General features: G+C 74.0%; 25 protein-coding genes. 14 read left to right on the top strand and 11 right to left on the bottom strand.

Annotation, left to right across the window (positions count from 1 at the left end; translation table 11 throughout):
- Window positions 1–107: 107 nt before the first annotated feature.
- Both ftsH and folE read left to right on the top strand, forming a co-directional pair.
- On the top strand, window positions 108–2,120 hold the full coding sequence (gene ftsH, locus ABZ621_RS09495) for an ATP-dependent zinc metalloprotease FtsH (protein ID WP_360602405.1): 2,013 nt from the start codon (window positions 108–110) through the stop codon (window positions 2,118–2,120).
- Window positions 2,121–2,220: 100 nt separating this feature from the next.
- A complete protein-coding gene (gene folE, locus ABZ621_RS09490) occupies window positions 2,221–2,826 on the top strand; it encodes a GTP cyclohydrolase I FolE (protein ID WP_360602403.1) in 606 nt (201 codons plus the stop codon).
- An 18-nt stretch (window positions 2,827–2,844) separates the two neighbouring features.
- Here the strand turns inward: folE and ABZ621_RS09485 are convergent, their stop codons facing one another.
- From ABZ621_RS09485 to ABZ621_RS09460, 6 genes are all read right to left on the bottom strand, one after another.
- The gene (locus tag ABZ621_RS09485) at window positions 2,845–3,324 is read right to left on the bottom strand and encodes a DUF3180 domain-containing protein (protein ID WP_360602401.1); all 480 of its coding nucleotides are present in this window, start codon (window positions 3,322–3,324) and stop codon (window positions 2,845–2,847) included.
- 48 nt (window positions 3,325–3,372) lie between these two features.
- Window positions 3,373–3,972, bottom strand: coding sequence for a 2-amino-4-hydroxy-6-hydroxymethyldihydropteridine diphosphokinase (folK, locus tag ABZ621_RS09480; protein WP_360602399.1), 600 nt, complete (start codon window positions 3,970–3,972; stop codon window positions 3,373–3,375).
- Complete coding sequence (folB, locus tag ABZ621_RS09475; protein WP_015034453.1) at window positions 3,969–4,328, bottom strand: dihydroneopterin aldolase; 360 nt, start codon at window positions 4,326–4,328, stop codon at window positions 3,969–3,971. The genes folK and folB overlap by 4 nt, the downstream gene beginning before the upstream one ends.
- 110 nt (window positions 4,329–4,438) lie before the next feature.
- A complete protein-coding gene (locus ABZ621_RS09470; protein WP_360602397.1) occupies window positions 4,439–4,924 on the bottom strand; it encodes a nuclear transport factor 2 family protein in 486 nt (161 codons plus the stop codon).
- On the bottom strand, window positions 4,921–5,784 hold the full coding sequence (gene folP / locus ABZ621_RS09465; protein ID WP_360602395.1) for a dihydropteroate synthase: 864 nt from the start codon (window positions 5,782–5,784) through the stop codon (window positions 4,921–4,923). Before folP ends, ABZ621_RS09470 begins: the two co-directional genes overlap by 4 nt.
- A 37-nt stretch (window positions 5,785–5,821) precedes the next feature.
- A complete protein-coding gene (locus ABZ621_RS09460) occupies window positions 5,822–7,666 on the bottom strand; it encodes a phosphatidylglycerol lysyltransferase domain-containing protein (protein WP_360602393.1) in 1,845 nt (614 codons plus the stop codon).
- Window positions 7,667–7,826: 160 nt separating this feature from the next.
- Between ABZ621_RS09460 and ABZ621_RS09455 the strand changes: the two genes are divergently transcribed.
- Entirely contained in the window at window positions 7,827–8,939 is a 1,113-nt protein-coding gene (locus tag ABZ621_RS09455; protein ID WP_360602390.1) for an alpha/beta hydrolase-fold protein, read from the top strand.
- A gap of 1 nt (window position 8,940) precedes the next feature.
- Here the strand turns inward: ABZ621_RS09455 and ABZ621_RS09450 are convergent, their stop codons facing one another.
- Window positions 8,941–9,903, bottom strand: coding sequence for an ATP-binding cassette domain-containing protein (locus ABZ621_RS09450; RefSeq protein ID WP_360602388.1), 963 nt, complete (start codon window positions 9,901–9,903; stop codon window positions 8,941–8,943).
- Window positions 9,904–10,066: 163 nt separating this feature from the next.
- Between ABZ621_RS09450 and ABZ621_RS09445 the strand changes: the two genes are divergently transcribed.
- From ABZ621_RS09445 to ABZ621_RS09425, 5 genes are all read left to right on the top strand, one after another.
- On the top strand, window positions 10,067–10,753 hold the full coding sequence (locus ABZ621_RS09445) for an ABC transporter permease (RefSeq protein WP_360602386.1): 687 nt from the start codon (window positions 10,067–10,069) through the stop codon (window positions 10,751–10,753).
- Between the two features lies 1 nt (window position 10,754).
- The gene (locus ABZ621_RS09440) at window positions 10,755–11,423 is read left to right on the top strand and encodes an ABC transporter permease (protein WP_360602384.1); all 669 of its coding nucleotides are present in this window, start codon (window positions 10,755–10,757) and stop codon (window positions 11,421–11,423) included.
- Between the two features lie 37 nt (window positions 11,424–11,460).
- Entirely contained in the window at window positions 11,461–12,435 is a 975-nt protein-coding gene (locus ABZ621_RS09435; RefSeq protein ID WP_360602382.1) for an ABC transporter substrate-binding protein, read from the top strand.
- A 130-nt stretch (window positions 12,436–12,565) separates the two neighbouring features.
- A complete protein-coding gene (locus ABZ621_RS09430; protein WP_360602380.1) occupies window positions 12,566–13,774 on the top strand; it encodes a hypothetical protein in 1,209 nt (402 codons plus the stop codon).
- Entirely contained in the window at window positions 13,771–14,256 is a 486-nt protein-coding gene (locus tag ABZ621_RS09425) for a GNAT family N-acetyltransferase (protein WP_360602378.1), read from the top strand. Before ABZ621_RS09430 ends, ABZ621_RS09425 begins: the two co-directional genes overlap by 4 nt.
- Window positions 14,257–14,269: 13 nt before the next feature.
- On the opposite strand, the gene ABZ621_RS09420 is transcribed toward ABZ621_RS09425, so the two are convergent.
- Together ABZ621_RS09420 and ABZ621_RS09415 are read right to left on the bottom strand one after the other, a co-directional pair.
- On the bottom strand, window positions 14,270–15,412 hold the full coding sequence (locus ABZ621_RS09420) for an NADH-quinone oxidoreductase subunit D (protein ID WP_360602376.1): 1,143 nt from the start codon (window positions 15,410–15,412) through the stop codon (window positions 14,270–14,272).
- Between the two features lie 114 nt (window positions 15,413–15,526).
- On the bottom strand, window positions 15,527–16,528 hold the full coding sequence (locus tag ABZ621_RS09415) for an SAM-dependent methyltransferase (protein ID WP_360602994.1): 1,002 nt from the start codon (window positions 16,526–16,528) through the stop codon (window positions 15,527–15,529).
- A gap of 120 nt (window positions 16,529–16,648) precedes the next feature.
- On the opposite strand from ABZ621_RS09415, the gene ABZ621_RS09410 reads away from it, so the two are divergent.
- Together ABZ621_RS09410 and ABZ621_RS09405 are read left to right on the top strand one after the other, a co-directional pair.
- The gene (locus tag ABZ621_RS09410; RefSeq protein WP_360602374.1) at window positions 16,649–17,851 is read left to right on the top strand and encodes a sensor histidine kinase; all 1,203 of its coding nucleotides are present in this window, start codon (window positions 16,649–16,651) and stop codon (window positions 17,849–17,851) included.
- Between the two features lie 44 nt (window positions 17,852–17,895).
- On the top strand, window positions 17,896–18,570 hold the full coding sequence (locus ABZ621_RS09405) for a response regulator transcription factor (protein ID WP_360602371.1): 675 nt from the start codon (window positions 17,896–17,898) through the stop codon (window positions 18,568–18,570).
- A 29-nt stretch (window positions 18,571–18,599) separates the two neighbouring features.
- Here the strand turns inward: ABZ621_RS09405 and ABZ621_RS09400 are convergent, their stop codons facing one another.
- Window positions 18,600–19,691, bottom strand: coding sequence for a DUF5937 family protein (locus ABZ621_RS09400; RefSeq protein ID WP_360602369.1), 1,092 nt, complete (start codon window positions 19,689–19,691; stop codon window positions 18,600–18,602).
- 100 nt (window positions 19,692–19,791) lie between these two features.
- On the opposite strand from ABZ621_RS09400, the gene ABZ621_RS09395 reads away from it, so the two are divergent.
- Entirely contained in the window at window positions 19,792–20,037 is a 246-nt protein-coding gene (locus ABZ621_RS09395; protein ID WP_360602368.1) for a hypothetical protein, read from the top strand.
- Between the two features lie 145 nt (window positions 20,038–20,182).
- Here ABZ621_RS09395 and ABZ621_RS09390 read toward each other — a convergent pair whose 3' ends face one another.
- Window positions 20,183–21,454: a beta-eliminating lyase-related protein gene (locus ABZ621_RS09390; RefSeq protein ID WP_360602366.1), complete on the bottom strand. Its 1,272-nt coding sequence runs from the start codon at window positions 21,452–21,454 to the stop codon at window positions 20,183–20,185.
- Window positions 21,455–21,592: 138 nt separating this feature from the next.
- Between ABZ621_RS09390 and ABZ621_RS09385 the strand changes: the two genes are divergently transcribed.
- From ABZ621_RS09385 to ABZ621_RS09375, 3 genes are read left to right on the top strand one after another with little or no spacing between them, the layout of a single operon-like run.
- On the top strand, window positions 21,593–22,570 hold the full coding sequence (locus tag ABZ621_RS09385) for a DUF2520 domain-containing protein (RefSeq protein WP_360602364.1): 978 nt from the start codon (window positions 21,593–21,595) through the stop codon (window positions 22,568–22,570).
- Window positions 22,567–23,637 carry a pantoate--beta-alanine ligase gene (gene panC, locus ABZ621_RS09380; protein WP_360602362.1) on the top strand — a complete coding sequence of 357 codons (1,071 nt, stop codon included), beginning with the start codon at window positions 22,567–22,569 and terminating at the stop codon, window positions 23,635–23,637. The genes ABZ621_RS09385 and panC overlap by 4 nt, the downstream gene beginning before the upstream one ends.
- Entirely contained in the window at window positions 23,634–25,307 is a 1,674-nt protein-coding gene (locus ABZ621_RS09375) for an L-aspartate oxidase (RefSeq protein WP_360602360.1), read from the top strand. The genes panC and ABZ621_RS09375 overlap by 4 nt, the downstream gene beginning before the upstream one ends.
- Window positions 25,308–25,330 lie beyond the last annotated feature (23 nt).

Raw genomic sequence — 25,330 nt, 5'->3', positions numbered from 1 at the left:
CCGTCCGAAGAACAGCTTTTCTCACACCGTGCTTTTCGCACAGCTTTTCTCATACAGCGGCATTTACCTACGGGCAGGAGGGACGGGGCGATTCTCGCTCCGTATGGATGGACGTGAAGCGATACTTCCGTGGGCCGGTCATGTGGATCGTGCTGGCCGTCCTCGCCGTGGTCGTGCTGATGCAGGTCGTCGGCTCGTCCGAGGGCTACAAGACGGTGGACACCGGCAAGGTCGTCCAGGCGATCGACAAGAACCAGGTCAAGCAGGCAAAGATCACCACCGGTGACGAGCAGATCGTCAAGATCGAGCTCACCGGCGACACGAAGATCGACGGCAGCAGCAAGGTCCAGGCCAGCTACATCGGCACCCAGGGCGCTGACCTCGCCGACAAGCTGCAGGAGAAGTTCGAGGCCGGACAGATCGAGAAGGGCTACACCGTCTCCCCGACGAAGCAGTCGCCCTTCGTCTCGATCCTGCTCTCGCTCCTCCCCTTCGTCCTCATCGTGGTCGTCTTCCTCTTCCTGATGAACCAGATGCAGGGCGGCGGCTCCCGCGTCATGCAGTTCGGCAAGTCCAAGGCGAAGCTCATCACCAAGGACACGCCCAAGACGACCTTCGCGGACGTCGCCGGCTCGGACGAGGCCGTCGAGGAACTCCACGAGATCAAGGAATTCCTCCAGGAGCCCGCCAAGTTCCAGGCCGTCGGCGCCAAGATCCCCAAGGGCGTCCTGCTCTACGGCCCGCCCGGAACCGGCAAGACGCTCCTCGCGCGCGCCGTCGCCGGCGAGGCCGGGGTGCCCTTCTACTCGATCTCCGGCTCCGACTTCGTCGAGATGTTCGTCGGCGTCGGCGCCAGCCGCGTCCGCGACCTCTTCGAGCAGGCCAAGGCGAACGCCCCGGCCATCGTCTTCGTCGACGAGATCGACGCGGTCGGCCGCCACCGCGGCGCCGGCCTCGGCGGCGGACACGACGAGCGCGAGCAGACCCTCAACCAGCTGCTCGTCGAGATGGACGGCTTCGACGTCAAGGGCGGCGTCATCCTGATCGCCGCCACCAACCGCCCCGACATCCTCGACCCCGCCCTCCTGCGCCCGGGCCGCTTCGACCGGCAGATCGCCGTCGACCGCCCCGACATGCAGGGCCGCCTGGAGATCCTCAAGGTCCACCAGAAGGGCAAGCCGGTCGCGCCGGACGTCGACCTCGGCGCCGTCGCCCGCCGCACCCCCGGCTTCACCGGCGCGGACCTGTCCAACGTCCTCAACGAGGCCGCGCTCCTCACCGCCCGCAGCGACCAGAAGCTGATCGACAACAAGGCTCTGGACGAGGCGATCGACCGTGTGGTCGCGGGCCCGCAGAAGCGGACCCGGATCATGTCGGACAAGGAGAAGAAGATCACCGCGTACCACGAGGGCGGCCACGCCCTGGTCGCGGCGGCCTCCCCGAACGCCGACCCCGTCCACAAGATCACCATCCTGTCCCGCGGCCGCGCCCTGGGCTACACGATGGTCCTCCCGGACGAGGACAAGTACTCCACCACGCGCAACGAGATGCTCGACCAGCTCGCCTACATGCTGGGCGGCCGCGCCGCGGAGGAGCTCGTCTTCCACGACCCGACCACGGGCGCCGCGAACGACATCGAGAAGGCCACGGCCACCGCCCGCGCGATGGTCACGCAGTACGGCATGACCGAGCGGCTCGGCGCCATCAAGTTCGGCGGCGACAACACCGAGCCCTTCCTCGGCCGCGAGATGTCCCACCAGCGCGACTACTCGGAAGAGGTCGCCGCGCTGGTCGACGAAGAGGTCAAGAAGCTCATCGAGACCGCGCACAACGAGGCGTGGGAGATCCTGGTCGAGAACCGCGACGTCCTCGACAACCTGGTCCTGGCCCTCCTGGAGAAGGAGACCCTGGGCAAGGAGGAGATCGCCGAGATCTTCGCCCCGATCGTCAAGCGCCCGGCCCGCCCGGCCTGGACCGGTTCGGCCCGCCGCACCCCGTCCACGCGCCCGCCGGTCCTCTCCCCCAAGGAGCTGGCCCTGACGAACAGCGCGAACGGCACGGCCTCGGTGGACACCACCAAGGGCATCGACATCGCCCCCGAGGACACCCCGGAGCCCTGAGCCCCGGCCCCCCGGAATGGAAGCCGCGCCCCCACAGGTTCTAGCCTGTGGGGGCGCGGCTTTTTGCGCGCCATGTCAGACCAGACGGAACGAGGCACAGATGACCGACCCGGTGACGCTGGACGGCGAAGGCACGATCGGCGAGTTCGACGAGAAGCGCGCCGAGAACGCCGTACGAGAGCTCCTCATCGCGGTCGGCGAGGACCCGGACCGCGAGGGCCTCAGGGAGACGCCTGCGCGCGTGGCGCGGGCGTACAAGGAGATATTCGCCGGGCTGTGGCAGCAGCCCGAGGACGTCCTGACGACCACGTTCGACCTGGGCCACGACGAGATGGTGCTGGTCAAGGACATCGAGGTGTACTCGACCTGTGAGCATCACCTCGTCCCGTTCCGCGGGCTGGCCCACGTGGGGTACATCCCGTCCACCACGGGCAAGATCACGGGCCTGTCGAAGCTGGCCCGGCTGGTGGACGTCTACGCCCGCCGGCCCCAGGTGCAGGAACGTCTCACCACTCAGGTGGCGGATTCTCTGATGGAGATCCTGGAGCCGCGCGGCGTCATCGTGGTCGTCGAGTGCGAGCACATGTGCATGTCGATGCGCGGCATCCGTAAGCCGGGCGCCAAGACCATCACCTCGGCGGTCCGCGGCCAGCTGCGCGACCCCGCGACCCGTGCCGAGGCGATGAGCCTCGTCATGGCGCGCTGACGCGCGCCGGCGACGCTCTCAGGCCCGGGCTCCGCCCGGGCCTTCGTCGTCCTCCGGGAGCTTGCAGACGCGTTCCAGGAAGAGGGCGGCGGCGATGACGCCGAAGGCGGCGACGACCGCGGCGGCGGCGTAGAGGGCCTGGTCGCGGCGGGCGGGGACGTCGAGGGAGCCGAGGAGGAAGACGCCCACGCCGCCGTAGAGGCCGGCGACGAGGGCGGCGACCAGGGCGCTGGCCTGGCCGAAGACGACCGCGCGGGCGGCCATCAGGGGTTCGACGCCCTTGGCGCCGGGGCGGCGCTCGCGCTGGGCCTTGAGGCGGACCCGGATCGAGAGGGCGGTGGCGGTGAGGACCACCGCGATCACGGCCAGGACGATGGGCGCGGCGAGCGGCACGCTGGGGAGCGTGCCGACCGAGTCCCAGAGGCGGGCGCCACCCCAGGAGAGGATGCCGGCGACCAGGAAGAGTCCGGCGAGCACCTTGAGCCGCAGTTGTTTCACCGGGTGTCCTTCACGTGGTCGCGGGTGGTCTGCCACGTAGCGTAACGATTACTCGGGGAGACGGAGTTCCAGGTCGGGGCGGGGTGTCAGGCCTTCGCGGCCGAGGGCGGCCAGGAGGGCGGCCACGGGGCCGTGGCCGGGGAGCTGGGCCTCGGGGTCCACGTCGTGCCAGGGGGCCAGCACGAAGGCGCGCTGGTGGGCCCGGGGGTGCGGGAGGGTGAGGACGGGGTCGTCGGAGACCACGTCCGCGTAGGTGACGATGTCGACGTCGAGGGTGCGGGCGCCCCACCGCTCGTCGCGGACGCGGTGGAAGGCCTCCTCGACGGCCTGGGCGCGCTCCAGGAGGGAGGAGGGCGGCAGGGTGGTCCGTACGACGGCGACGGCGTTGAGGTACGAGGGCTGGCTGCCGGGCTCGACGCCCCAGGGCGCGGTCTCGTAGACCGGGGAGACGGCCTTGACGCGGAGGCCGGGGGTGTCGGCGAGGGCGTCGACGGCTCCCTGGAGGTTCTCCAGGCGGTTGCCGAGGTTGGCGCCGAGGGCGACGACGGCCCATCGGGGGTTGGAGAGGGTGGTGTCGGCGGCGTCGACGGTCGCGACGACGGAGGCCGGCACGGGCTGGACGGTGGGGTCGCTCTGGCTCGGTTTCATCGTCGGCTCCGGGTGATCGTGATGGTGACGTCGTCGAAGGGGACGGTGATGGGGGCGTCCGGCTTGTGGACGACCACCTCGACCTCCTGCACGCCCGCGTGGCTGAGGCACTGCTGGGCGATGCGCTCGGCGAGGGTTTCGATCAGGTCCACGGGCTCGCCCTGGACGACGTCGACGACCTCCTCGGCGACGACGCCGTAGTGGACGGTCTTGGTGAGGTCGTCGTCGGCGGCCGCCGGGCGGGTGTCCAGGCCGAGGACCAGGTCCACGATGAAGGTCTGCCCCTCCTCGCGCTCCTTGGGGAAGACGCCGTGGTGACCTCGGGCCTTGAGGCCGCGCAGCGCGACACGATCCACGCGAATCACTCCTGCTGTCGTAGGTGGCGGGCACGCAGCCGGGTGCGGACGGCCGGGTGTCCTCCATCGAATCTACCTGCGGGCACCGACAGCGCTTGCTGTCGGGGCCGTCAGATGGAGGGTCCGGTGTCGTCGTCGGGGGCCGCGGGGGGCGTGCCGGCGTCGGCTTCGGCGATGACGGGGGAGGCGTGGTGGGACCAGATCCGCCACCCTTCGGGGGTCCTGCGGTAGGCGTTGGTGGCGACGACGAGCTGGCCGACGAGGGGGCCGAGCTCGGCGCCGTCCTCGGCGGGGCCGCCGCTGAGGATGTTCTCGGTGCAGGTGACGAGGGCGGTGTCGCCGGCGAGGGAGACCCGTACGTCGGTGAGGAAGAACTGGATGTAGTCGGTGTGCGCCATGATCAGCGCGTACGAGCGGAGGACCTCGCCGTGGCCGGTGAGGACGGGCCAGCCGGGGTGGACGCAGGAGATCCCGGTGGCGCCGTCGTCGAGCCAGAGGTCTTCGAGGCGGTCGAAGTCGCCTTCCTCCATCGCGGCGTAGAAGGCGGTGTTGACGGCCTCGACGGCGGCGAGGTCGGCTTCGCGTCCGGTGGTCACCGGGCTCCTTCGACGGCGCGGGCCACGCGGACGGCGTCGGCGGTGGCGCGGACCTCGTGGACGCGGACGGCCCAGGCGCCCTCGTGGGCGGCGAGGGCGGAGACGGCGGCGGTGGCGGCGTCGCGTTCGCGGGCGGGCGGCGGGGTGGCGCCGGGGCCGCGGGTGAGGACGTGGCCGAGGAAGCGTTTGCGGGAGGCGGCGACGAGGAGGGGGCGGCCGAGGGCGCGCAGTTCGGGGAGGTGGGCGACGAGGGCGAGGTCGTGGGGGGCGAGCTTGGCGAAGCCGAGGCCGGGGTCGAGGACGATCCGCTCGGGGGCGACGCCGCCGTCGACGACGGCCTCCATCCGGGTGCGGAGTTCGGTGACGACCTCGGTGACGACGTCGTCGTAGACGGCGAGGCTGTTCATGTTCTCGCTGAAGCCGCGCCAGTGCATGACGACGAAGGGGACCTCGGCGGCGGCGACGGCGGGGACCATGCCGGGGTCGGCGAGGCCGCCGCTGACGTCGTTGACGAGGACGGCGCCGGCCTGGACGGCGGCGGCGGCGACGGAGGCCCGCATGGTGTCGACGGAGACGGTGACGCCTTCGGCGGCGAGGCCGCGGACGACGGGGACGACCCGGCGGAGCTCCTCCTCCTCGTCGACGCGGGTGGCGCCGGGGCGGGTGGACTCGCCGCCGACGTCGACGAGGTCGGCGCCCTGGGCGACGAGGTCGAGGCCGTGCTTGACGGCGGTGGTGGTGTCGAACCAGCGGCCGCCGTCGGAGAAGGAGTCCGGGGTCACGTTGACCACGCCCATGACCGCGCAGCGGTCCCACTCGGGGAGGCCGAGGGGAGCGCCCCGGTCGATCGTCGTACTCATACGACCAGCGTAGGGCCCGGCGGGGGCGGGGGCGGTCTCAGGCGGCGCCGACCTCTTCGCGGGCGGTGCGCTGGGGGACGACGTGGGCGCAGGGGCGGGGGGTCCTGGCGGGGCGGCGGCGGGTGAAGGGGCGGGGCAGGGCGAGGGTGAGGAAGCCTTCGGCCTGCATGGCGGCGAGGCCGATGCGGGGGAGGTCGCGGCCGGCGCGGTAGACGACGAAGCGGGGTTCCCAGCGGGGCTGGAACTTGGCGTTGAACTTGTAGAGGGACTCGATCTGGAACCAGCGCGAGAGGAAGAGGAGGAGGCCGCGCCAGAGGCGGAGGACGGGTCCGGCGCCGATGCGTTCGCCGCGGGCGAGGGCGGAGCGGAACATGGCGAAGTTGAGGGAGACGCGGCGGATGGCGAGGCCGGGGGCGGCCTGGAGGGCGGCGACGATGAGGAGTTCGTTCATGCCGGGGTCGGCGGAGCGGTCGCGGCGCATGAGTTCGAGGGACATGCCGTCGGGGCCCCAGGGCACGAAGTGGATCATGGCTTTGAGGTCGCCGTAGGGGCCGTCGGGCCGGTCGGGGTCGGCGAGGTGGGCGGTCGCTATGACGGCGTCGCCGTCGCCGGGGGCGCCGATGCGGCCGAGGGCCATGGAGAAGCCGCGCTCGGTGTCGGTGCCGCGCCAGGCGGCGGCGGCTTTCCGGATGCGGTCGAGTTCGTCGTCGGAGAGGTCGCGGACCCGGCGTACGCGGGTGGTGTAGCCGCCGCGTTCGATCCGCTTGACCATCTGGCGGACGTTGCGCATGGCGCGGCCGGAGAGGGAGAAGGCGTCGACGTCGATGACGGCCTCGTCGCCGAGTTCGAGGGCGTCGAGTCCGGTCTCGCGGGTCCAGACCTGGCCGCCGGTCTCGGAGCAGCCCATGACGGCGGGGGTCCAGGAGTGGGCGCGGGCCTCGTCCATGAAGCGTTCGATGGCGCCGGGCCAGGCTTCGACGTCGCCGATGGGGTCGCCGCTGGCGAGCATGACGCCGGAGACGACGCGGTAGCAGACGGCGGCCTTGCCGCTGGGGGAGAAGACGACGCCCTTGTCGTGGCGGAGGGCGAAGTGGCCGAGGGAGTCGCGGTCGCCGTGGCGGTCGAGGAGGGCGCGGAGCCGGGTCTCGTCGTCGGCGGTGAGGCGGGCGGCGGGGTGTTCGGGGCGGAGGGCGAGGTAGAGCGTGGTGAGGGCGGTGAGCATGCCGAGGGCGCCGAGGGAGTAGCCGACGGTCCAGTCGACGCCGTGGGTGTAGGCGACGGGGCCTTCGACGCCGACGAGTCCGAGGAGGACGTGTTCGAGGCGGTCGGTGAGGCTGGGGTCGCCGACGACGCGGCGGGGGTGGGCGCTGACGACGACGAGGCCGAGGGCGAGGGAACCTGCGCCCAGGACGACGAAGTTGGCGAGGGCCCGCCAGCGGCTGCGGGGGTCGGGGAGGGCGGCGAACTGGTCGCGGTGGCGCAGCAGCAGGGCGAGCAGGGCGAGGGAGAGCAGGGAGCCGAGGACGGAGTGGCGCCAGACGAACTGGGCGACGGCGCCGAGCGGCAGGAGGAGGACGACGGCGCGCCAGGCGCGGCGTTTGTGGCGTTTGAGGCCGTGGGCGAGGAGGAGCAGGAGGACGCCGGCGGAGAGCGAGACGGCGGCGGAGAGGGGGCCGAGGGTGCCGGGGAGGACTTCGGCGAGGGCGTGGACGCGGCTGGCGCGGAAGCGGGGGAAGACTCCGGCGGCGATGTCGAGGAGTCCGACGAGGGTGCAGGCCGTGCCGATGAGGGAGGGGACCCGTTCCGGTCGTGGGCCGCGGAGAATTCGGCGGACCCGAACCGGAACCGATGATGTTTTGTCCCCATCTACCGTGACAGACATCGCTTCCTGCGCTTCCCGTGCTTCCGTGGTCGTTTTCGGCCCTGTTCGGGGCGCTCCTTAGGACGGGGCTGCGCGGGGGCGGGTTCATTCGGGCACAGGAAATTCTCAGGAAGTCGTCGGGACGTCCGGGAAGTCGTATGCGGGAAGGTGCGGACGTCTGATGGGTCTGACGAGTGGCGCGGCGCTGGTCACGGCGGTGGCGGCGGCCCTCGCGCTGTTCGCGGTCACGGTGGTGCTGTGGCCGCGGCTGGCCCGCCGGGGGTGGCGGCCGGTGCTCGGCAGGGTGGGGCTGCTGTTCGCGACGCAGCTGGCGCTGTTCGCGGCGGTGGGGCTGGCGGCGAACCGTTCCTTCCTCTTCTACGGCTCCTGGGCCGATCTGTTCGGCCAGGAGCAGGAGATGGGGGTGGTCGTCGACCACGGCGCCGCCGCGAAGGACGTCCGGGTGGTGGGGACGCGGGCCGTGGACGTGCCGGGCGGGGCGCGGCCCGCGGTGGGCGGGCAGATCCAGGAGGTGGTGGTGCGGGGCGACCGGTCGGGGATCACCTCGCCGGCCTTCGTCTATCTGCCGCCGGAGTACTTCCAGGAGCGGTACGCGAAGCGGTCGTTCCCGGCGGCGGTGGTGCTGACGGGGTATCCGGGCACGGCGGAGAACCTGATCAAGGGGCTGAAGTACCCCCGGACGGCGTACCTCCAGGCGAAGGAGGGGCGGATGCAGCCGATGGTCCTGGTGATGCTGCGCCCGACGGTGGCGCCGCCGCGGGACACCGAGTGCGTGGACGTGCCGGGCGGCCCGAAGACGGAGACCTTCTTCGCGGAGGATCTGCCGCGGGCGGTCTCGGAGTCGTACCGGGTGGGGTCGAAGCCGCGGAACTGGGGGTTCATGGGGAACTCGACGGGGGGTTACTGCGCGCTGAAGATCGCGCTGCACCACCCGGACCGGTTCGTGGCGGGGGCGGGGTTCTCGGCGTACTACCGGGCGGCGGAGGACGTGACGACCGGTGACCTCTTCCACGGGGACCGGGAGCTGAGGCGCCGGTCGGACCTGCTGTGGAGCCTGGACCACCGGCCGCAGCCGGCGTCGTCGTTCCTGGTGACGACGTCGAAGCAGGGCGAGGGGAACCTGAAGGGGACCCGGGAGTTCGTCCGCAAGGTGAAGAGCCCGGCGCGGGTCTCCTCGATCACGCTGGAGAGCGGCGGGCACAACTTCACCACGTGGAACCGGGAGATCCCGCCCGGCCTGGTGTGGATGAGCGGGAAGCTGCGGGCGGACTGACCTACGCGGTGCTGCGGCGCAGGGCGCGGTGGACTCCGGCGGGGGTGAGGGTGCCGAGCGCCCGGCCGTCCGCGCCGGTGACCGTCAGGTGTCCGGAGTCGTCCTGGAGGAGCAGCGCGAGCGCCTCCTTGAGGCTGCCGCCGAGGGGGACGGAGCGGGGGTCCCCGTCCCGCGCCGCGTCGTCCGGCAGCGGGTCGAGGTCGTCGGCGGTGACGGGGGTGACGGCGAGGCGCTTGAGGGCGCGGTCGCCGCCGACGAAGTCGGCCACGTACGGGGTGGCGGGGGAGGCGAGGACGGTGGCCGGGGTGTCGAACTGCTCGATGCGGCCCTGTCCGTAGACGGCCATGCGGTCGCCCATCCGGACGGCCTCCTCGATGTCGTGGGTGACGAGGAGGACGGTCTTGCGGACGGTGGCCTGGAGGGCGAGGAACTCGTTCTGGAGCCGTTCGCGGACGACGGGGTCGACGGCGCCGAAGGGCTCGTCCATGAGGAGGACCGGCGGGTCGGCGGCGAGCGCGCGGGCCACGCCGACGCGCTGGCGCTGTCCGCCGGAGAGCTGCGCGGGGTAGCGGGTGCCGTGGACGGCGGGGTCGAGGCCGACGAGTTCGAGGAGTTCGGCGGCACGCGCGCGTGCGGCGGCCTTCTTCCAGCCGAGGAGGGCGGGGACGGTCGCGGTGTTGTCGAGGACCGTGCGGTGGGGGAAGAGCCCGACCTGCTGGATGACGTAGCCGATCTTGCGGCGGAGGGCGACGGGGTCCACCCCGGCGATGTCGTGGCCGTCGACGAGGACGCGGCCGGCGGTCGGCTCGACCAGCCGGTTCACCATCATCATCGTGGTCGTCTTGCCGCAGCCCGAGGGGCCCACGAGCGTGACGAGCTCACCTTCGGCGACCTCGAAGGAGAGGTCGTCGACCGCGGTGGTGCCGTCCGGATAGCGCTTGGTCACCTGTTCGAACCGGATCATGGGCCCATTGTGTCCCCTCGTCATCCGGCTTGTGTGAAGGAGGTGTTGCGGCGAGGTGGCGGATGGGCGCCACAGGGCCGTGGACCGGCCGTTTCGTCGGTGGGGCGGGTTAGGGTCGTCGTCAGACACACGTTCTAGCGGCGGCGGCCTGGGGGAGGTCCGGATGAGCGCACCGAACTGTCTGGTCGCCAACGACTGGATCTGCGGGGAGTATCTGCGCACCCGCCGCGAGGAGCTGACCGACGCCCTGGTCCAACACATCGGCCTCACCGCCGCCTCGGTGGCGATCGCGCTGCTCGTCGCCGTGCCGCTGGCCCTCCTGGTCCGGGCCCGCCCGCGCCTGGCCACCCCCGTCCTCGGGCTCACCACCCTGCTCTACACGGTGCCGTCGCTCGCCATGTTCTCGCTGCTGCTGCCCGTCTTCGGGCTCTCCTCCGCGCTCGTCGTCACCGGTCTCGTGCTGTACGCCCTGACGATCCTGGTGCGGAACGCGCTGGCCGGACTCGAAGCCGTGCCGGCCGAGACCCGGGAGGCCGCCCGGGGCCTCGGCTTCGGTCCCTGGCGGCTGCTCTGTCAGGTCGAACTGCCGCTCGCGCTGCCGGTCCTGATGGCCGGCGTCCGGATGGCCACGGTCTCCACCATCGCGCTCACGACCATCGGCTCGGTCGTCGGCCGCGGCGGCCTCGGCAATCTCATCGAGGACGCCCTGCCCACCTTCTTCAAGGCGCAGGTGCTCGCCGCCTCCGTGCTCTGCGTGCTGCTCGCCGTCGCCGCCGACCTGCTGCTCCTGGGCCTCCAGCGGCTGCTCACGCCCTGGTCGAGGGCCCAGGGCGCGCCGGGGGGTGAGTGAGGTGGGGGTCGTGACGGACGCGTGGACCTGGCTCACCACCGGCGCGCACTGGACCGGCGAGGAGGGCATCGCGGCGCGCCTCGCCGAGCACGTGTACGTGAGCGGGCTTGCGCTGCTGATCGCCGGCGCGGTCGCGCTGCCCCTTGGCCTCTGGCTCGGCCACCTCGGGCGCGGCGGCGCCCTCGCGGTGAACGTGTCGAACGTGGGGCGGGCGGTCCCGGTCTTCGCGGTCCTCGCCCTCTTCATGGTCTCCCCGCTGCGGAACGCGGGCTACGTGCCGACCGTGACCGCGCTGGTCCTCTTCGCGATACCGCCGCTGCTGACCAACGCGTACGTGGGCGTGCGCGAGGTCGACCGGTCGGCCGTCCGGGCGGCCCGGGGCATGGGGATGACGGGTGCCCAGGTCTTCGGGCGGGTCGAGCTGCCGCTGGCGGCCCCGGTGGTCATGACGGGGGTACGCTCCGCCGCCGTGCAGGTGGTCGCCACCGCGACGATCGCCGCCATGGTCGGCCAGGGCGGCCTCGGCCGGATCATCACCGCGGGCTTCGCGCTGTACGACACCGCGCAGGTGGTCGCGGGCGCCGTCCTGGTGGCGCTGCTCGCGCTCGTGGTGGAGGGGGTGCTGGTCGGCGTGGACCGGCTCCTGGTGCCCCGGCCGCCTCGGACTTGACGTATTCGGTACACCGTAAAGAGAAGGACGGAAAGACGTGAACAGGATCTCGCGCGCCACCGGCGCTCTCCTTGGCGCCGCCGTGCTGGCCGTCTCGCTCACCGCGTGCGGCGGCGACAGCCTGGAGAAGGGCAAGGAGACGAGCTCCGGCGGCTCCGGCGGCGACAAGGGCACCCTGGTGGTGGGCGCCGCCGCCTTCACCGAGTCGAAGGTCCTCGCCGAGCTGTACGCGCAGCTGCTGCGCGACGCCGGCTACTCGGCCTCGGTCACCACCGTGAAGAACCGCGAGCTGTACGAGCCCGCCCTGGAGAAGGGCGAGATCGACGTCGTACCGGAATACGCGGCGACGCTCGCGGAATTCCTCAACGCGAAGGCGAACGGCCCGAAGGCGCCCGAGGAGAAGCCGGTCGCCTCCGGTGACGCGAAGGCCACCGTGGACGCGCTGCGGAAGCTCGCGGAGCCGCGCGGACTGAAGGTCCTGGAAGTCGGCGGGGCGGTCGACCAGAACGCCTTCGCGGTGTCGAAGGAATTCGCCGAGAAGAACAAGCTGAAGACCCTTTCGGATCTCGGCGCGGCGAAGCTGAAGGTGAAGATCGCGGCGGGCGACGAATGCGCGGTCCGCCCCTTCTGCGCCCCCGGTCTGAAGAAGACCTACGGCATCGACGTGACCGGCGTCGACCCCAAGGGCGTCGGCACCCCGCAGGCCAAGCAGGCCGTCAAGGACGGCGTGGACCAGCTGGTCCTCACCACCACCACGGACGCCACGATCGACGGCTTCGGCCTGGTGTTCCTGGAGGACGACAAGCACCTGCAGAACGCGGACAACGTGCTACCGGTGGTGAACGCGAAGGAGGCCGGCGCGCCCGAGGTCGCCGCCGCCCTCGACAAGCTCACCAAGGTGCTGACCACCGTGGATCTCGCCGAACTCAACCGCAAGGTCGACGCCGAGCGGGCGAAGCCGGAGGACGTCGCCGCCGCCTATCTGAAGGAGAAGGGGCTGGTCGGCAAGTAGTCGCCGGAGAGGGGAAGTCGGCCCGAAGCGGAAGCGGAACGAGGTCTGCCCGATTCCGTTGTCGAGAAGTGGCCAAATGATTGCCGGGCCGACCCCCCACGCCGCGCCTACGCACGGTAAATTTCAGGCCATGCCACGTGGACGCCACCGTCATTCCCCGCCTCTGCACAAGCTGATGCCGCCCTCCGCGGTCGCCGGCGCCGCGGTCGTCTGCGCCGCGGCGGCCTGGATCCCCGGGGAACTCGTGGTCGTGCGGCTGCTCGCCGTGGCGGCGTCGGCCGCCGCCGTCACCGGTGCCGTCCTCATGCGTGGCTGGGACCGCAGCGCCGGCCGCCAGGTCGCGGAACTGACCCGCGCCCGCACCGCCGACCAGTGGAAGGCCGAGGAGCGCCTCGCCGAACTGGAGGCGGACCTGGAGGAGTCCCGCGCCCTGCGCGTCCGCCTCGACGCCAAGCTCCGCGCCAAGCGCGTCGAACTGGCCGGGCTGCGCGGCGAGCACGCCGACCTGCTGCGCCGCTACGCGACCGCGGAGACCGAGCGCGCCAGCGCCCTCGAAGGCCGGCGCGTCCTGGCCCAGGCGAACGCCGAGGCCCCCAAGGAGCTGCCCGCCGCCGGGTCGACGCCCACCCCGGAGGCGTACCGCCGCGCCGCCCAGGCCCTGCGCGACCTGCCGCGCAACGCCGCCGCCCAGCAGGCCCGCCGCACCGCCGAGGCGGCCCGCGCCCGCGACCTCGCCGAGCGCGCCGCGCAGACCGAGGAGCCGCGCGGCCGGCACGCCGCCGAGCACGCCCACCCGGCGGGCCAGGACGCCCCGGCGGCGCTCGCCCCCGCCGCCACCGCGAAGGCCCTGCCCCCGGCGGCCCCGGACCGGACCCCGGCCGTCCCGGCGGCCAGCGCGATCGCCCCGTACGCGGCCCGCCGTCCCGCCCCGCGCACCGAGGGCGGCTTCGACTTCTTCGGCACGCAGGCCGGCCCGCAGACCGGCGCTCAGGCCGGTGCGCCGTCCGATCCGCAGGCGGGCACGCACAAGGCGGCCATCGAGGCCGTCCAGGACACCGACCTCGCCGACGTGGTGGGCGAGGAGGTCCTGGAGGAGGCCCGCGCCGCCGCCCTCCCGGCGCAGGGCCCCGCCCTCACCCCGGTCCCGGCCTCGGCCGCCGTCGGTCCCCGCCCCGCTCGCGCCGACGAGGAGCCGGCCGCGGAGGCTCCGGCCGAGGAGGAGCCCGTGGTGCCCCGCCCCTCCGCCGCCGGACCGATCGGCCAGGTCATCGACCTGACCGCGCACGACGAGACCGAGCAGCTCGACCTCGCCGAGCTGCGCGGCGCCGTCAACCAGTGACCCACCGCCTCGGCCTCCTCCCGCCGGAGGAGGTCCCGGCCCGCCGCGACGAGCTGATCGCCCTGTGCGCCCAGGCCTTCGCCGGCGCCCCCTGGCACGACACCCCGCTCGGCGCCGTACGGACCGCGGACCGGCTCCTGGAATCGGCCGCCCGCGGCGACGGCTTCCACGCGGTGACGGCCCTCGGGCCCGACGGCGAACTCCTCGGCCTCGCCGCCGGGTGGACCGGCACGGCCCTCTCCGGGGCGGAGCCCGCCTTCGAGCTCGCCGAACTCCTCGTCGCCCCCGCCCACCAGGGCCGCGGCCTCGGCCGGGCCCTCCACGACGCCCTGCTGGTGAACGCCGGGGCCGGGCCCGCCCTGCTGATGACCCTCGACGTGCCGGAACTGACGGACCGGTACGCCCGCTGGGGCTGGCGGGTCGTCGACCGCCGCCGCCCCGGCCGGGAGGAACGCGACTACGTGGTGATGCGCCGGGGCTGAGCGCCCCGGGCGGTCACTTGTCGATGTCGCCGACGACGAAGAAGAACGACCCCAGGATCGCGACCATGTCCGCGACCAGCGTCCCCGGCAGCAGCTCCACCAGCGCCTGGATGTTGTTGTACGAGGCCGAGCGCAGCTTCAGCCGGTACGGGGTCTTCTCGCCCTTCGACACCAGGTAGTAGCCGTTCAGCCCCAGCGGGTTCTCGGTCCAGGCGTACGTGTGCCCCTCCGGCGCCTTCAGGACCTTCGGCAGCCGCTGGTTGACCGGCCCCTGCGGCAGCTCGGCGAGCCGGTCCAGACAGGCGTCCGCCAGCTCCAGGGAGTTGTGCGTCTGGTCGAGGAGGCACTCGAAGCGGGCCAGGCAGTCGCCCTCCCGGCGGACCACGACCCGCAGGGTGTCCTGGAGCTCCCCGTAGGCCAGGTACGGCTCGTCGCGCCGCAGGTCGAAGTCGACGCCGGAGGCGCGGGCGATCGGCCCGGACACCCCGAAGGCGTGCACGGTCTCGGGGGCCAGGACGCCGACCCCGCGCGTGCGGGCCCGGAAGATCTCGTTCCCGAGGACCAGCCGGTCGTAGACGTCCATCCGCGACCGCACGTCCGCGACCGCCTGCCGGGCCCGGCCGAGCCAGCCCGCCGGCAGGTCCTCCTTGAGGCCGCCGACCCGGTTGAACATGTAGTGCATCCGGCCGCCCGAGACCTCCTCCATCACCGTCTGGAGCTCCTCGCGCTCCCGGAAGGCGTGGAAGACGGGCGTGATCCCGCCCAGCTCCAGCGGATAGGACCCCAGGAACATCAGATGGTTCAGGACCCGGTTCAGCTCCGCCAGCAGCGTCCGCAGCCAGACCGCCCGCTCCGGCACCTCCATGCCGAGCATCCGCTCGACGCCCATCACCACGCCCAGCTCGTTGGAGAAGGCGGACAGCCAGTCGTGGCGGTTGGCCAGCATGACGATCTGGCGGTAGTCGCGCGCCTCGAAGAGCTTCTCGGCGCCCCGGTGCATGTAGCCGACGACGGGCTCGGCGTGCCGGATCACCTCGCCGTCGAGCACCAGCCGCAGCCGGAGCACGCCGTGCGTGGAGGGGTGCTGCGGGCCGATGTTCAGCACCATGTCGGTGCTCTCCGCCGCGCCGCCGATGCCGACCGTGGTCTCCGTCATGCCGGACAGTATCCCCCGCCGCACGGCCCGCCGACGGGCCAGGGCCCGGCCTGTGGACAACCCCGGCCCTGTGGATGACCGGGACCGTTCACAGGGCCGCCCGCACCCGCCGGCTCACACCCGCTGGCTCAGCCACAGGAAGTCGCCCAGGCCTCCCCGCGCGGTCAGTTCGGCCGCCTCGCCGGCACCGGTCAGCGCCCGCACGTACGCCGCCGGGTCCGTCGAGGCGAGCGCGAGGGGCGGGCGGGCGCCGGAGACCCCGAGGCCGCGCAGCGCATCCCGCTGGGTCGTCAGCTCCGCCGGCACGCGCGCGTGGACCGCCGCCGCGCAGGCGTCCAGGGCCACGTGGGAGGTCAGGTCGCCGGTGCCGTCCGGGACCGGCGCGACCTCCCGCCCCGCCCGGAAGCCGGTCAGCGTGCCGAAGGGCGGCCGGGAGTCCCGTACGTGCCCGTAGTCCACGGCCACCGCCAGGCCCGCCGCCAGCGAGCCGACCGCCGCCGCCCATGCCTCGTCCCGGGGCCGGCCGATCTCGGCCCGCCCGCCCGGCTCGGCCAGCGGCCACCAGCGGGCCAGCCACCGCGCGTCCGGACCCGTGACCGGGGCGCCGAGCCGCTCCGCGCCGTCGGCGCGGACCTCCACGTATCGGACCGTGCCGTCCTCGCCCACCTCGGCGACGTCCACCGGCACGTTGTCCAGCCACTCGTTCGCGAAGAGCAGGCCCCGCACGCCCTCGGGGAGCCGGTCGGTCCACTCCACGCGCGCGTGCAGCCCGTCCGGCCGGGCGGCCCGCTCCACCGCGTGCGCCCGCACCCGCAGCCCCGCCGGGACCGCCGCCAGCACCCCGGTCAGCAGCTCGCCCCGGCCCGCGCCCACGTCCACCAGGTCGACCTCGTCGGTCCCCAGCTCCTCCGCCGTCGCGACGAGCAGCCGGGCCACCGCCGCCGCGAAGAGCGGCGAGGCGTGCACCGAGGTGCGGAAGTGGCCCGCGGGGCCCTCGGGGCGCAGGAAGAAGCCCCCGGGGCCGTACAGCGCCTCCTCGGTGGCCTCCCGCCACCCCCGCCACTCCCGGCCGCCCGGCTCCCGGCCGCCCCGCGGCCGTCCCGTCCCGCCCGTCACCCCGTCCGTCCCGTCATCCGTCACGCGCCCCAGTCTCCACCCCGGGGTGTACGGGTCCCGCCGCAAGGATCGACCGCTCGGTTGATCCCCCGCCCCCGGGCTTTCCCTACTCTGGGTTACGTGCAGCGCCTCTACGACTTCATCCGCAGCCACCCGACGGGCGTCGACGTCTTCTGGGCCGTCGTCCTCCTCGGGTTGTCCGTGCTGTGGATCGGGTCGATGTCCCCGGCCCTCGACCACGCCGCCGGCTACGGGGCGGTCGCCACGCTCTTCTCCCTGGTCGTCGCCCTGCGACGGCGGGCGCCCGAGAAGATGCTGGTCCTGGCCGTCGCCCTCGGCGTCGTCCAGCTGGTCCTCGACATCCAGACCTTCATGGCGGACTTCGCCATGCTCGTCATCATCTTCACCGTCGCCGCGCACGACGGCCCCCGCTGGGCCTCCCGGCTCGCGCTCGTCGGCGGACTGTGCGCCGCCCCGCTGTCCCAGCTGAGGTGGCCGCTGGAGGAGACGGTCTCGGTGCCCGCCCGGGTCTTCTTCACGGTGATCATGGCCGTGCCGTTCGCCCTCGCCTGGGTCCTCGGCGACTCGCTGCGCACCCGCCGCGCGTACTTCGCCCAGCTGGAGGAGAGGGCCGCCCGGCTCGAACGGGAGCGGGAGGCCCAGGCCAAGGTCGCGGTGGCCGCCGAGCGGGCCCGGATCGCCCGCGAGCTCCACGACGTCGTCGCGCACAACGTGTCGGTGATGGTGGTGCAGGCCGACGGCGCCGCCTACGTCATGGACTCCTCCCCGGAGACCGCCAAGCAGGCCCTGGAGACCATCTCCACCACCGGCCGGCAGGCGCTCGCCGAGATGCGCCGCCTCCTCGGCATCCTGCGCACCGGCGAGCACCAGGAGGCGGGGGAGTACGTCCCGCAGCCCGACGTGGAGCAGATCGAGGAGCTCGTCGAGCAGGTGCGGGGCGCCGGGCTCACCGTCGACCTCGCCGTCGAGGGCACCCCGCGCGAGCTGCCCACCGGCGTCGGCCTGACCGCCTACCGGATCGTCCAGGAAGCCCTCACCAACACCCGCAAGCACGGCGGCCCCGACGCCGGCGCCAGCGTCCGGCTCGTCTACTTCGACGACGGCCTCGGCCTGCTCGTCGAGGACGACGGCCGGGGCGCGCCCCAGGAGATGTACGAGGACGGCGGCGCCGACGGGCGCGGTCACGGTCTCATCGGCATGCGGGAGCGGGTGGGCATGGTGGGCGGCACCCTGGACGCGGGGCCGCGCCCCGGCGGCGGTTTCCGGATCAGCGTCCTGCTGCCGCTCAAGCCCGCACACTGAGAGTCCGCGAGTCCCGTTCCGTCCCCACCCACCGAAGGAACCCCATGTCCATCCGCGTGATGCTCGTCGACGACCAGGTGCTGCTGCGCACCGGTTTCCGCATGGTGCTCGCCGCCCAGCCGGACATGGAGGTCGTGGCCGAGGCGGGCGACGGCGCGGAGGCCCTGGAGGTGCTGCGGACCACCGAGGTCGACGTCGTCCTCATGGACGTCCGGATGCCGCGCCTCGACGGGGTCGAGGCGACCCGGCGGATCTGCGCGGTGCCCGACGCCCCGAAGGTGCTCATCCTGACCACCTTCGACCTCGACGAGTACGCCTTCTCCGGCCTGAAGGCGGGCGCGAGCGGCTTCATGCTGAAGGACGTGCCGCCGGGCGAGCTGCTGGGCGCGATCCGCTCGGTGCACAGCGGCGACGCCGTCGTCGCCCCCTCGACCACCCGCCGGCTCCTGGACCGCTTCTCCCCGATGCTGCCGTCCTCCGGCCGCGAGCCCGAGCACCGCGAGGTGGAGAGGCTGACCGAGCGCGAGCGCGAGGTCATGCTCCTGGTCGCCCAGGGCCTGTCCAACGGCGAGATCGCCGCCCGTCTCGTCCTGTCGGAGGCGACGGTCAAGACGCACGTGGGCCGCATCCTCACCAAGCTGGGCCTGCGCGACCGCGTCCAGGTCGTCGTCCTCGCGTACGAGACGGGCCTGGTCCGCGCGGGCGGCGCCAAGGGCTGAACGGGCGGAGCCCCGGCGCCGGGGGCGGCTCAGCGCAGCACCGACTCCAGGAAGTCGCTGCCCAGGCGGGCGACGACGGAGAAGTCGAGCTGGTGCAGGACGTAGCGGCCCCGGCGGCGGGTGGTGAGCAGGCCGGCCTTGCGCAGGACGGCCAGGTGGCGGGAGACCTCGGGAGCGGTGATGCCGTGCGTGTCCGCCAGCTCGCTCGTCGAGTACGGGCCGCGCGCCAGGCTCCGGCACATCCGCATCCGCACCGGGTGGGCGAGCGCTTCGAGGCGGAGCCCCACGGTGCCGACGGACTCCAGGCCGCCGACCTCGCGGCTGGCCGCCGGATACATGATCACCGGCTGCCAGCCGGGCGTGTAGAGGGCCATGAGGTGGGGCCGGCCGAAGGCGCTGGGCACCAGCGTCAGGGCCCCGGCCCTGGCCTCCGTCCGGGCCTCGACCAGCTTGTCGACCACGATCCGGGTGCCCTCGTGGTCCTCCTCCAGGCACAGCGCCCGGGAGGCGTCCGCGAGGGCGTCGGCCAGGCCCTTGCGGCGCATCAGCTCCGTCTTGTGGCGGGCGTCGGCGGCGAGCTGCACCCGGACCCGCCGCCAGGTGTCGGCGAAGAAGGCCTCGTCGCAGTCCTCCAGGAGCCGCCGGATCCACGCGCGCGTGGCGGTGGGCGCGGAGATCATCCGCTCCGCGAACGCGGCCTGGCGCGGGCCGCGCGCGGCGGCCAGGTCCAGGGCGCGCCGCCGGGACCCCTCGTCGACCAGCGGGGACGGGATGCCGCCCCGGGCGTAGCGGGGGCTGCAGGAGATCTCCAGGGCGGCGCCGACGAAGGTCTCGTCGTCGATGCGGTCGAGGTCGTCGAGCTCCTCGGCCAGGGTCTCGCGCGGCCGGGCGGGCAGCAGGAAGTCCGAGCGGGTCGACCGCCACATGAAGTCGGCTTCCAGGAGGCGGTCCGCGAGGCCGGGTTCGAGCGCGGCGTTGGTCGCCGTCGCCCACGCGTGGTGGGCGGGGTGGTGGCCCGGTTCGGCGAGGACGTGGACGGCGTTGCCGAGCTCGGCCAGCGGCGAGGGGCTGAAGGCGATCCGCTCGGGGGGCACGCCGGTGATGTCGATGGTCACGCTCACGCCCCCATGGTGCGGGATGTCCCCGGGCGGCCGTCGCGCCGATTGACGAGGGCCGTCAATCGGCGCGCGGGAGGGGCCGGGGCGGGCCCAGGGTGAGCCCATGGACGCGCTGCAGCAGCACCTCTTCGACAGCTACCGGGCCGTGCGGCGGGGCGAGCCCGCGCCGCCCGCCCCCGGCACCCACGACCTGGCCGTGCTCCGCGAGCTCCGCGACCACCGCCGCTTCGCGCGCGTGCTCGCCGGCCGCCCCGCGGCCGGCCCCCTCGGCACCGCCCTCGCCGCCCTCCTGACCCGCCTCGGCCTCGGCCTCCGCCGTCCGCGGGGCGGACCCACGGACCGCCCCTGACCGTGCCCCGGCGGTCGGCGCCGGTCGCACGACCTCCGCGAACGGGCACGCGTACGGCGCCCGTGAGACGAGCCGAGCGGTTTTGTACGGCCTCGGCCCCGGCCCCGGCCCTGCCCCGGCCCCGCCCCGGCCCCGGCCCCGGGCCTCAGCTCTCGACGAGCGCCAGGAAGTCGCGTACGGCCTTCCTGACGTCCTCGGCCGTCCATTCCAGGCCCCCCGCGGCCACCGTCACCTCGGTGACGGCGGTCCCCGGAGGGCCGCCCGCGCCCGGCGCGAACCAGCGGCGGAAGAGACAGGCACCGGTCCGCTCGGTCAGCGCGAGCGCCGCCGCCGTCAGGACGTCCGGCTCGTACGGCAGCCACACCTGGAACTGGTGGGTGTGCGGCACCTCCGGATGGACCCGGAACCAGCCGGGACCGTCCTTCTCCGCCAACGCCTCGCGCAGCGCCTCCGCGACCACGCGCGCGTGGGCCACGTACGAGGGCAGCCGGGGCAGCTCGGTCTCCAGGCCGCGCAGCGCCGACAGCGCGGTCGGGTACTGCTGGAAGACCAGGCCCCCGTACCGGTGGAGCCAGATCCTGGCCTCCGCCACCAGCTCCTCGGGGCCGGCCAGCACGGCCCCGGACATCCCGCCGAGGGACTTGTAGAACGACACGTACACGCTGTCCGCGAGCCCGGCGATCTCCGCGAGCGGACGCCCGAAGTGCGTCGGGCACTCCCACAGCCGGGCGCCGTCGAAGTGGACCACCGCGTCCCGCTCCCTGGCCGCCTCGACGGTCGCGGTCAGCTCCTCCCAGGACGGCAGCACGAAGCCCGCGTCCCGCAGCGGCAGCTCCAGCATCAGCGTCCCGAAGGGCTCCGGGTGGTCCCGTACCTCCTCGGCCGTCGGCAGCCGGGGCGCGTCCGTCGGGTGGACCGTCCGCAGCCCCGACACGGTCCCGAAGGCGTCGTCCTCGTGGACCTCGGGGTGGGCGAGCGGGTGGAGCGCGACGACCGGGCTTCCGGTGCGCCCGGCCCAGCAGCGCAGCGCCACCTGCTGGGCCATGGTGCCGCTGGGGAAGAAGACGGCGGCCTCCATCCCCAGCTCCTCCGCGACCCGCCGCTCCAGGACCTCCACGAGACCGTCGCCGTACGTGTCGGGGAGCGCGTCCGCGAGGTCCGCCGCGTCCGTCCAGTCGGCCAGCTCGCGCAGCCGCCCGCCGACCGTGCCGTCCACGGACGGGCGCCACAGCGAGCGCGCGGCCCCGCCCCACACCTGGGTCCGGTACCGCCGCGCCGCACCCTCGTCAAGAACCTTCCCGGTCACCTCGTCCGACACCGCGCCGGTCACGTCTCCGGTCACCTCTCCGGTCACCTCTCCGGTCACCTCTCCGGTCACCTCTTCGGGCGTCTCCGGTGGCAGCTGATCCCTGTTCATGGAGCGATCATCACACCGCCCCCCGCACCCCCGCCTGCGGGTTTCGGGCGGCCGGGAGGAGGGGCGAAACGCTGGCGTAGCATGACGAGAAATCGTCCGGTACCCGCCGAGGACTGGAACGGAAGGCCCGTAACCACCGTGAACGCACCCGCAGCGCCAGAGCCCAGGGCCGAGGACCGGCCCGCCCGGCTGACCGTCGGGGTCGTCGGCGCAGGCCGCGTCGGCCCCGCGCTCGCCGCCTCCCTCCGGCTCGCCGGACACCGCCCCGTCGCCGTCTCCGCCGTCTCCGACGCCTCCCGGCGCCGGGCCGCCGCGCTGCTGCCGGACGTGCCGGTCGTGGAGCCCGCGCGGGTGCTCGCGCTCGCCGACCTCGTCCTGCTCACCGTCCCGGACGACGCCCTGCCGGGCCTCGTCGAGGGGCTCGCCGGGACCGGCGCCGTCCGGCCCGGCCAGCTGATCGTGCACACCTCGGGGCGGTACGGCGCCCGGGTCCTGGACCCGGCCCGGCGCGCGGGCGCGCTCCCGCTGGCCCTGCACCCGGCGATGACCTTCACCGGCACCGCCGTGGACGTGCAGCGGCTCGCCGGCTGCTCCTTCGGGGTGACCGCGCCGGAGGAGCTGCGGCTCGCCGCCGAGGCGCTGGTCATCGAGATGGGCGGGGAGCCCGAGTGGATCGCCGAGGAGGCCCGGCCGCTCTACCACGCGGCCCTCGCCCTCGGCGCGAACCACCTGGTCACCCTGGTGGCCCAGTCGATGGAGCTGCTCCGCACGGCCGGCGTCGCCGCCCCCGACCGGATGCTCGGCCCCCTCCTGGGCGCCGCGCTCGACAACGCGCTGCGGTCCGGCGACGCGGCCCTGACCGGCCCCGTCGCGCGCGGTGACGCCGGCACGGTCGCCGCCCACGTCGCCGAGCTCCGCAAGCACGCGCCCGGCACCGTCGCCGGCTACCTGGCGATGGCCCGGACGACCGCCGACCGGGCCCTCGCGCACGGCCTGCTCAAGCCGGAGCTGGCCCAGGACCTGCTGGGCGTCCTCGCCGCCGACCCCGCCGCCGACACGACCGGCCCCGCCGACACGACCGGCCCCGCCGACGGGCCGCGAGGAGACGACCGATGACCCTGACCGACCGGAAGAACCCCGGGCGTCACGCGCCGGCGGAGCTGGTCTCCACGGTCGCGGAACTGGCACGCGCGCGTGCGGGCTCCGGCGGTCCGCCGGGGCACAACGCCGTCGTCATGACCATGGGCGCCCTCCACGAGGGCCACGCCACCCTGATCCGGGCCGCCCGGGAGCGGGTCGGCGCCGACGGCTTCGTCGTCGTCACGGTCTTCGTCAACCCGCTCCAGTTCGGCGCGGGCGAGGACCTCGACCGCTACCCGCGCACCCTCGACGCCGACCTGGAGCTGGCCTTCGCCGCCGGTGCCAGTGCCGTCTTCGCGCCCTCCGTCGACGAGGTCTACCCCGGCGGGCAGCCGCAGGTCCGGATCACCGCCGGGCCCATGGGCGACCGCCTGGAGGGCGCCTCCCGGCCCGGGCACTTCGACGGCGTCCTCACCGTCGTCGCCAAGCTGCTCCACCTCACCGGGCCCGACCTGGCCTTCTTCGGCCAGAAGGACGCCCAGCAGCTGGCCGTCATCCGGCGCATGGCGCGCGACCTGAACTTCCCGGTCGAGATCGTCGGCGTCCCGACGGTCCGCGAGGACGACGGCCTCGCCCTGTCGAGCCGCAACCGCTACCTGTCGGCCGCCGAGCGGCACACCGCCCTCGCCCTGTCCCGGGCCCTGTTCGCGGCCCGCGACCGGCTTGCCGCGCAGGAGGCGCTGCACGCCCGCGCCGTCGCCCTGCCCGGCGCCCAGGGGCGCGCCGAGAACCGCGCCGAGGGGCTGTCCCGGCTCGGCGAGGCCCGGGCCGCAGCCGACGCGCACGCGGTCGCGCAGGCCGCCGAGGGCGGCGGCGCCGAGGCCGTCCGGGCCGCGGCCCGCGCCGTCCTCGACGAGGCCGCGAAGGCCGAGCCGCCGCTCGTCCTCGACTACCTGGCGCTGATCGACCCCGCCGACTTCACCGAGGTCGAGGACGGCCACCGGGGCGAGGCGATCCTGGCGCTCGCCGCGCGCGTGGGCACCACCCGGCTGATCGACAACATCCCGCTGACCTTCGGAGCCACCCAGGGAGCCGCCTCGTGACCGGAATACGACTGCACGCCGCCGCGCCCGGCTGGGCCATCGACGCCGACGTCGTCGTGGTGGGCTCGGGCGTCGCCGGACTGACGGCCGCCCTGCGCTGCACGGCCGCCGGGCTCCGTACGGTCGTCGTCACCAAGGCCAACCTGGACGACGGCTCCACCCGCTGGGCCCAGGGCGGCATCGCCGCGGCGCTCGGCGAGGGCGACACCCCGGGGCAGCACCTGGACGACACCCTCGTCGCCGGCGCCGGCCTCTGCGACGAGCCGGCCGTCCGCCTCCTCGTCACCGAGGGCCCCGACGCCGTCCGCCGCCTCATGGCCACCGGCGCCGACTTCGACCGCACCGACGACGGCGAGATCGCCCTCACCCGCGAGGGCGGCCACCACCGCCGCCGGATCGCCCACGCGGGCGGCGACGCCACCGGCGCGGAGATCTCCCGCGCGCTGGTCGAGGCCATCCGCGAGCGGGGGGTCCGCACCATCGAGCACGCGCTCGTCCTCGACCTCCTCAAGGACGACGAGGGCCGCACGGCCGGCGTCACCCTGCACGTCATGGGCGAGGGCCAGCACGACGGCGTCGGCGCCGTCCGCGCCCCCGCCGTGGTCCTCGCCACCGGCGGCATGGGCCAGGTCTTCTCCGCGACCACCAACCCGTCCGTCTCCACCGGCGACGGCGTCGCCCTCGCGCTGCGCGCCGGCGCCGAGGTCTCCGACCTGGAGTTCGTGCAGTTCCACCCGACGGTGCTCTTCCTCGGCGCCGGCGCCGAGGGCCAGCAGCCGCTGGTCTCCGAGGCGGTCCGCGGCGAGGGCGCCCACCTGGTCGACGCGGACGGCGTCCGCTTCATGCTCGGGCAGCACGAGCTGGCCGAGCTCGCGCCCCGGGACATCGTCGCCAAGGCGATCACCCGCCGCATGCAGGAGCAGGGCGCCGAGCACATGTACCTCGACGCCCGGCACTTCGGCGCCGAGATGTGGGAGCACCGCTTCCCCACGATCCTGGCCGCCTGCCGCTCGCACGGCATCGACCCGGTCACCGACCCGATCCCGGTCGCCCCGGCCGCGCACTACGCCTCCGGCGGCATCCGCACCGACCTCGACGGCCGCACCACCGTCCCCGGCCTGTACGCCTGCGGCGAGGTCGCCTGCACCGGCGTGCACGGCGCCAACCGGCTGGCCTCGAACTCGCTCCTGGAGGGCCTGGTCTTCGCCGAGCGGATCGCCGCGGACATCGCCGAGCACGGCCCGCACCGCGAGGGCGTGGCCCGGAACGAGAACGGCGAGGTGCTGACCCTCGTCGCGCCCGAGATCCGCCGCGAGATCCAGCGGATCATGACCAGGGACGCGGGCGTGCTGCGCTCGGCCGCCTCCCTGACGGCCGCCTGCGACGCCCTGGAGGCGCTCCGGCAGGACACCGAGGAGGAGCGCAAGGCCGCCGAGCCGGGCGTCGACTCCTGGGAGACCACCAACCTGCTGTGCGTCGCCCGGGTCCTGGCCGCGGCCGCCCTGGCCCGCGAGGAGACCCGCGGCTGCCACTGGCGGGAGGACCGTCCGGACCGGGACGACGAGAGGTGGCGCCGCCACCTGGTCGTCCGGATCGCCGCCGACCGCCGCCCGGTGGTCCGCGTCACCGAGGGCGCGGACTTCCCGCCCGTGACCCCCGCAGCCCCGTGATCCCCGAAGCCCCGTGACCCGGG

This window comes from Streptomyces sp. NPDC007863, assembly GCF_040633895.1.
In the GTDB taxonomy this organism is placed as follows: domain Bacteria; phylum Actinomycetota; class Actinomycetes; order Streptomycetales; family Streptomycetaceae; genus Streptomyces.
The sequence above is the reverse complement of the archived record's forward strand: the minus strand, read 5'-3'. Positions and strand labels throughout refer to the sequence as shown.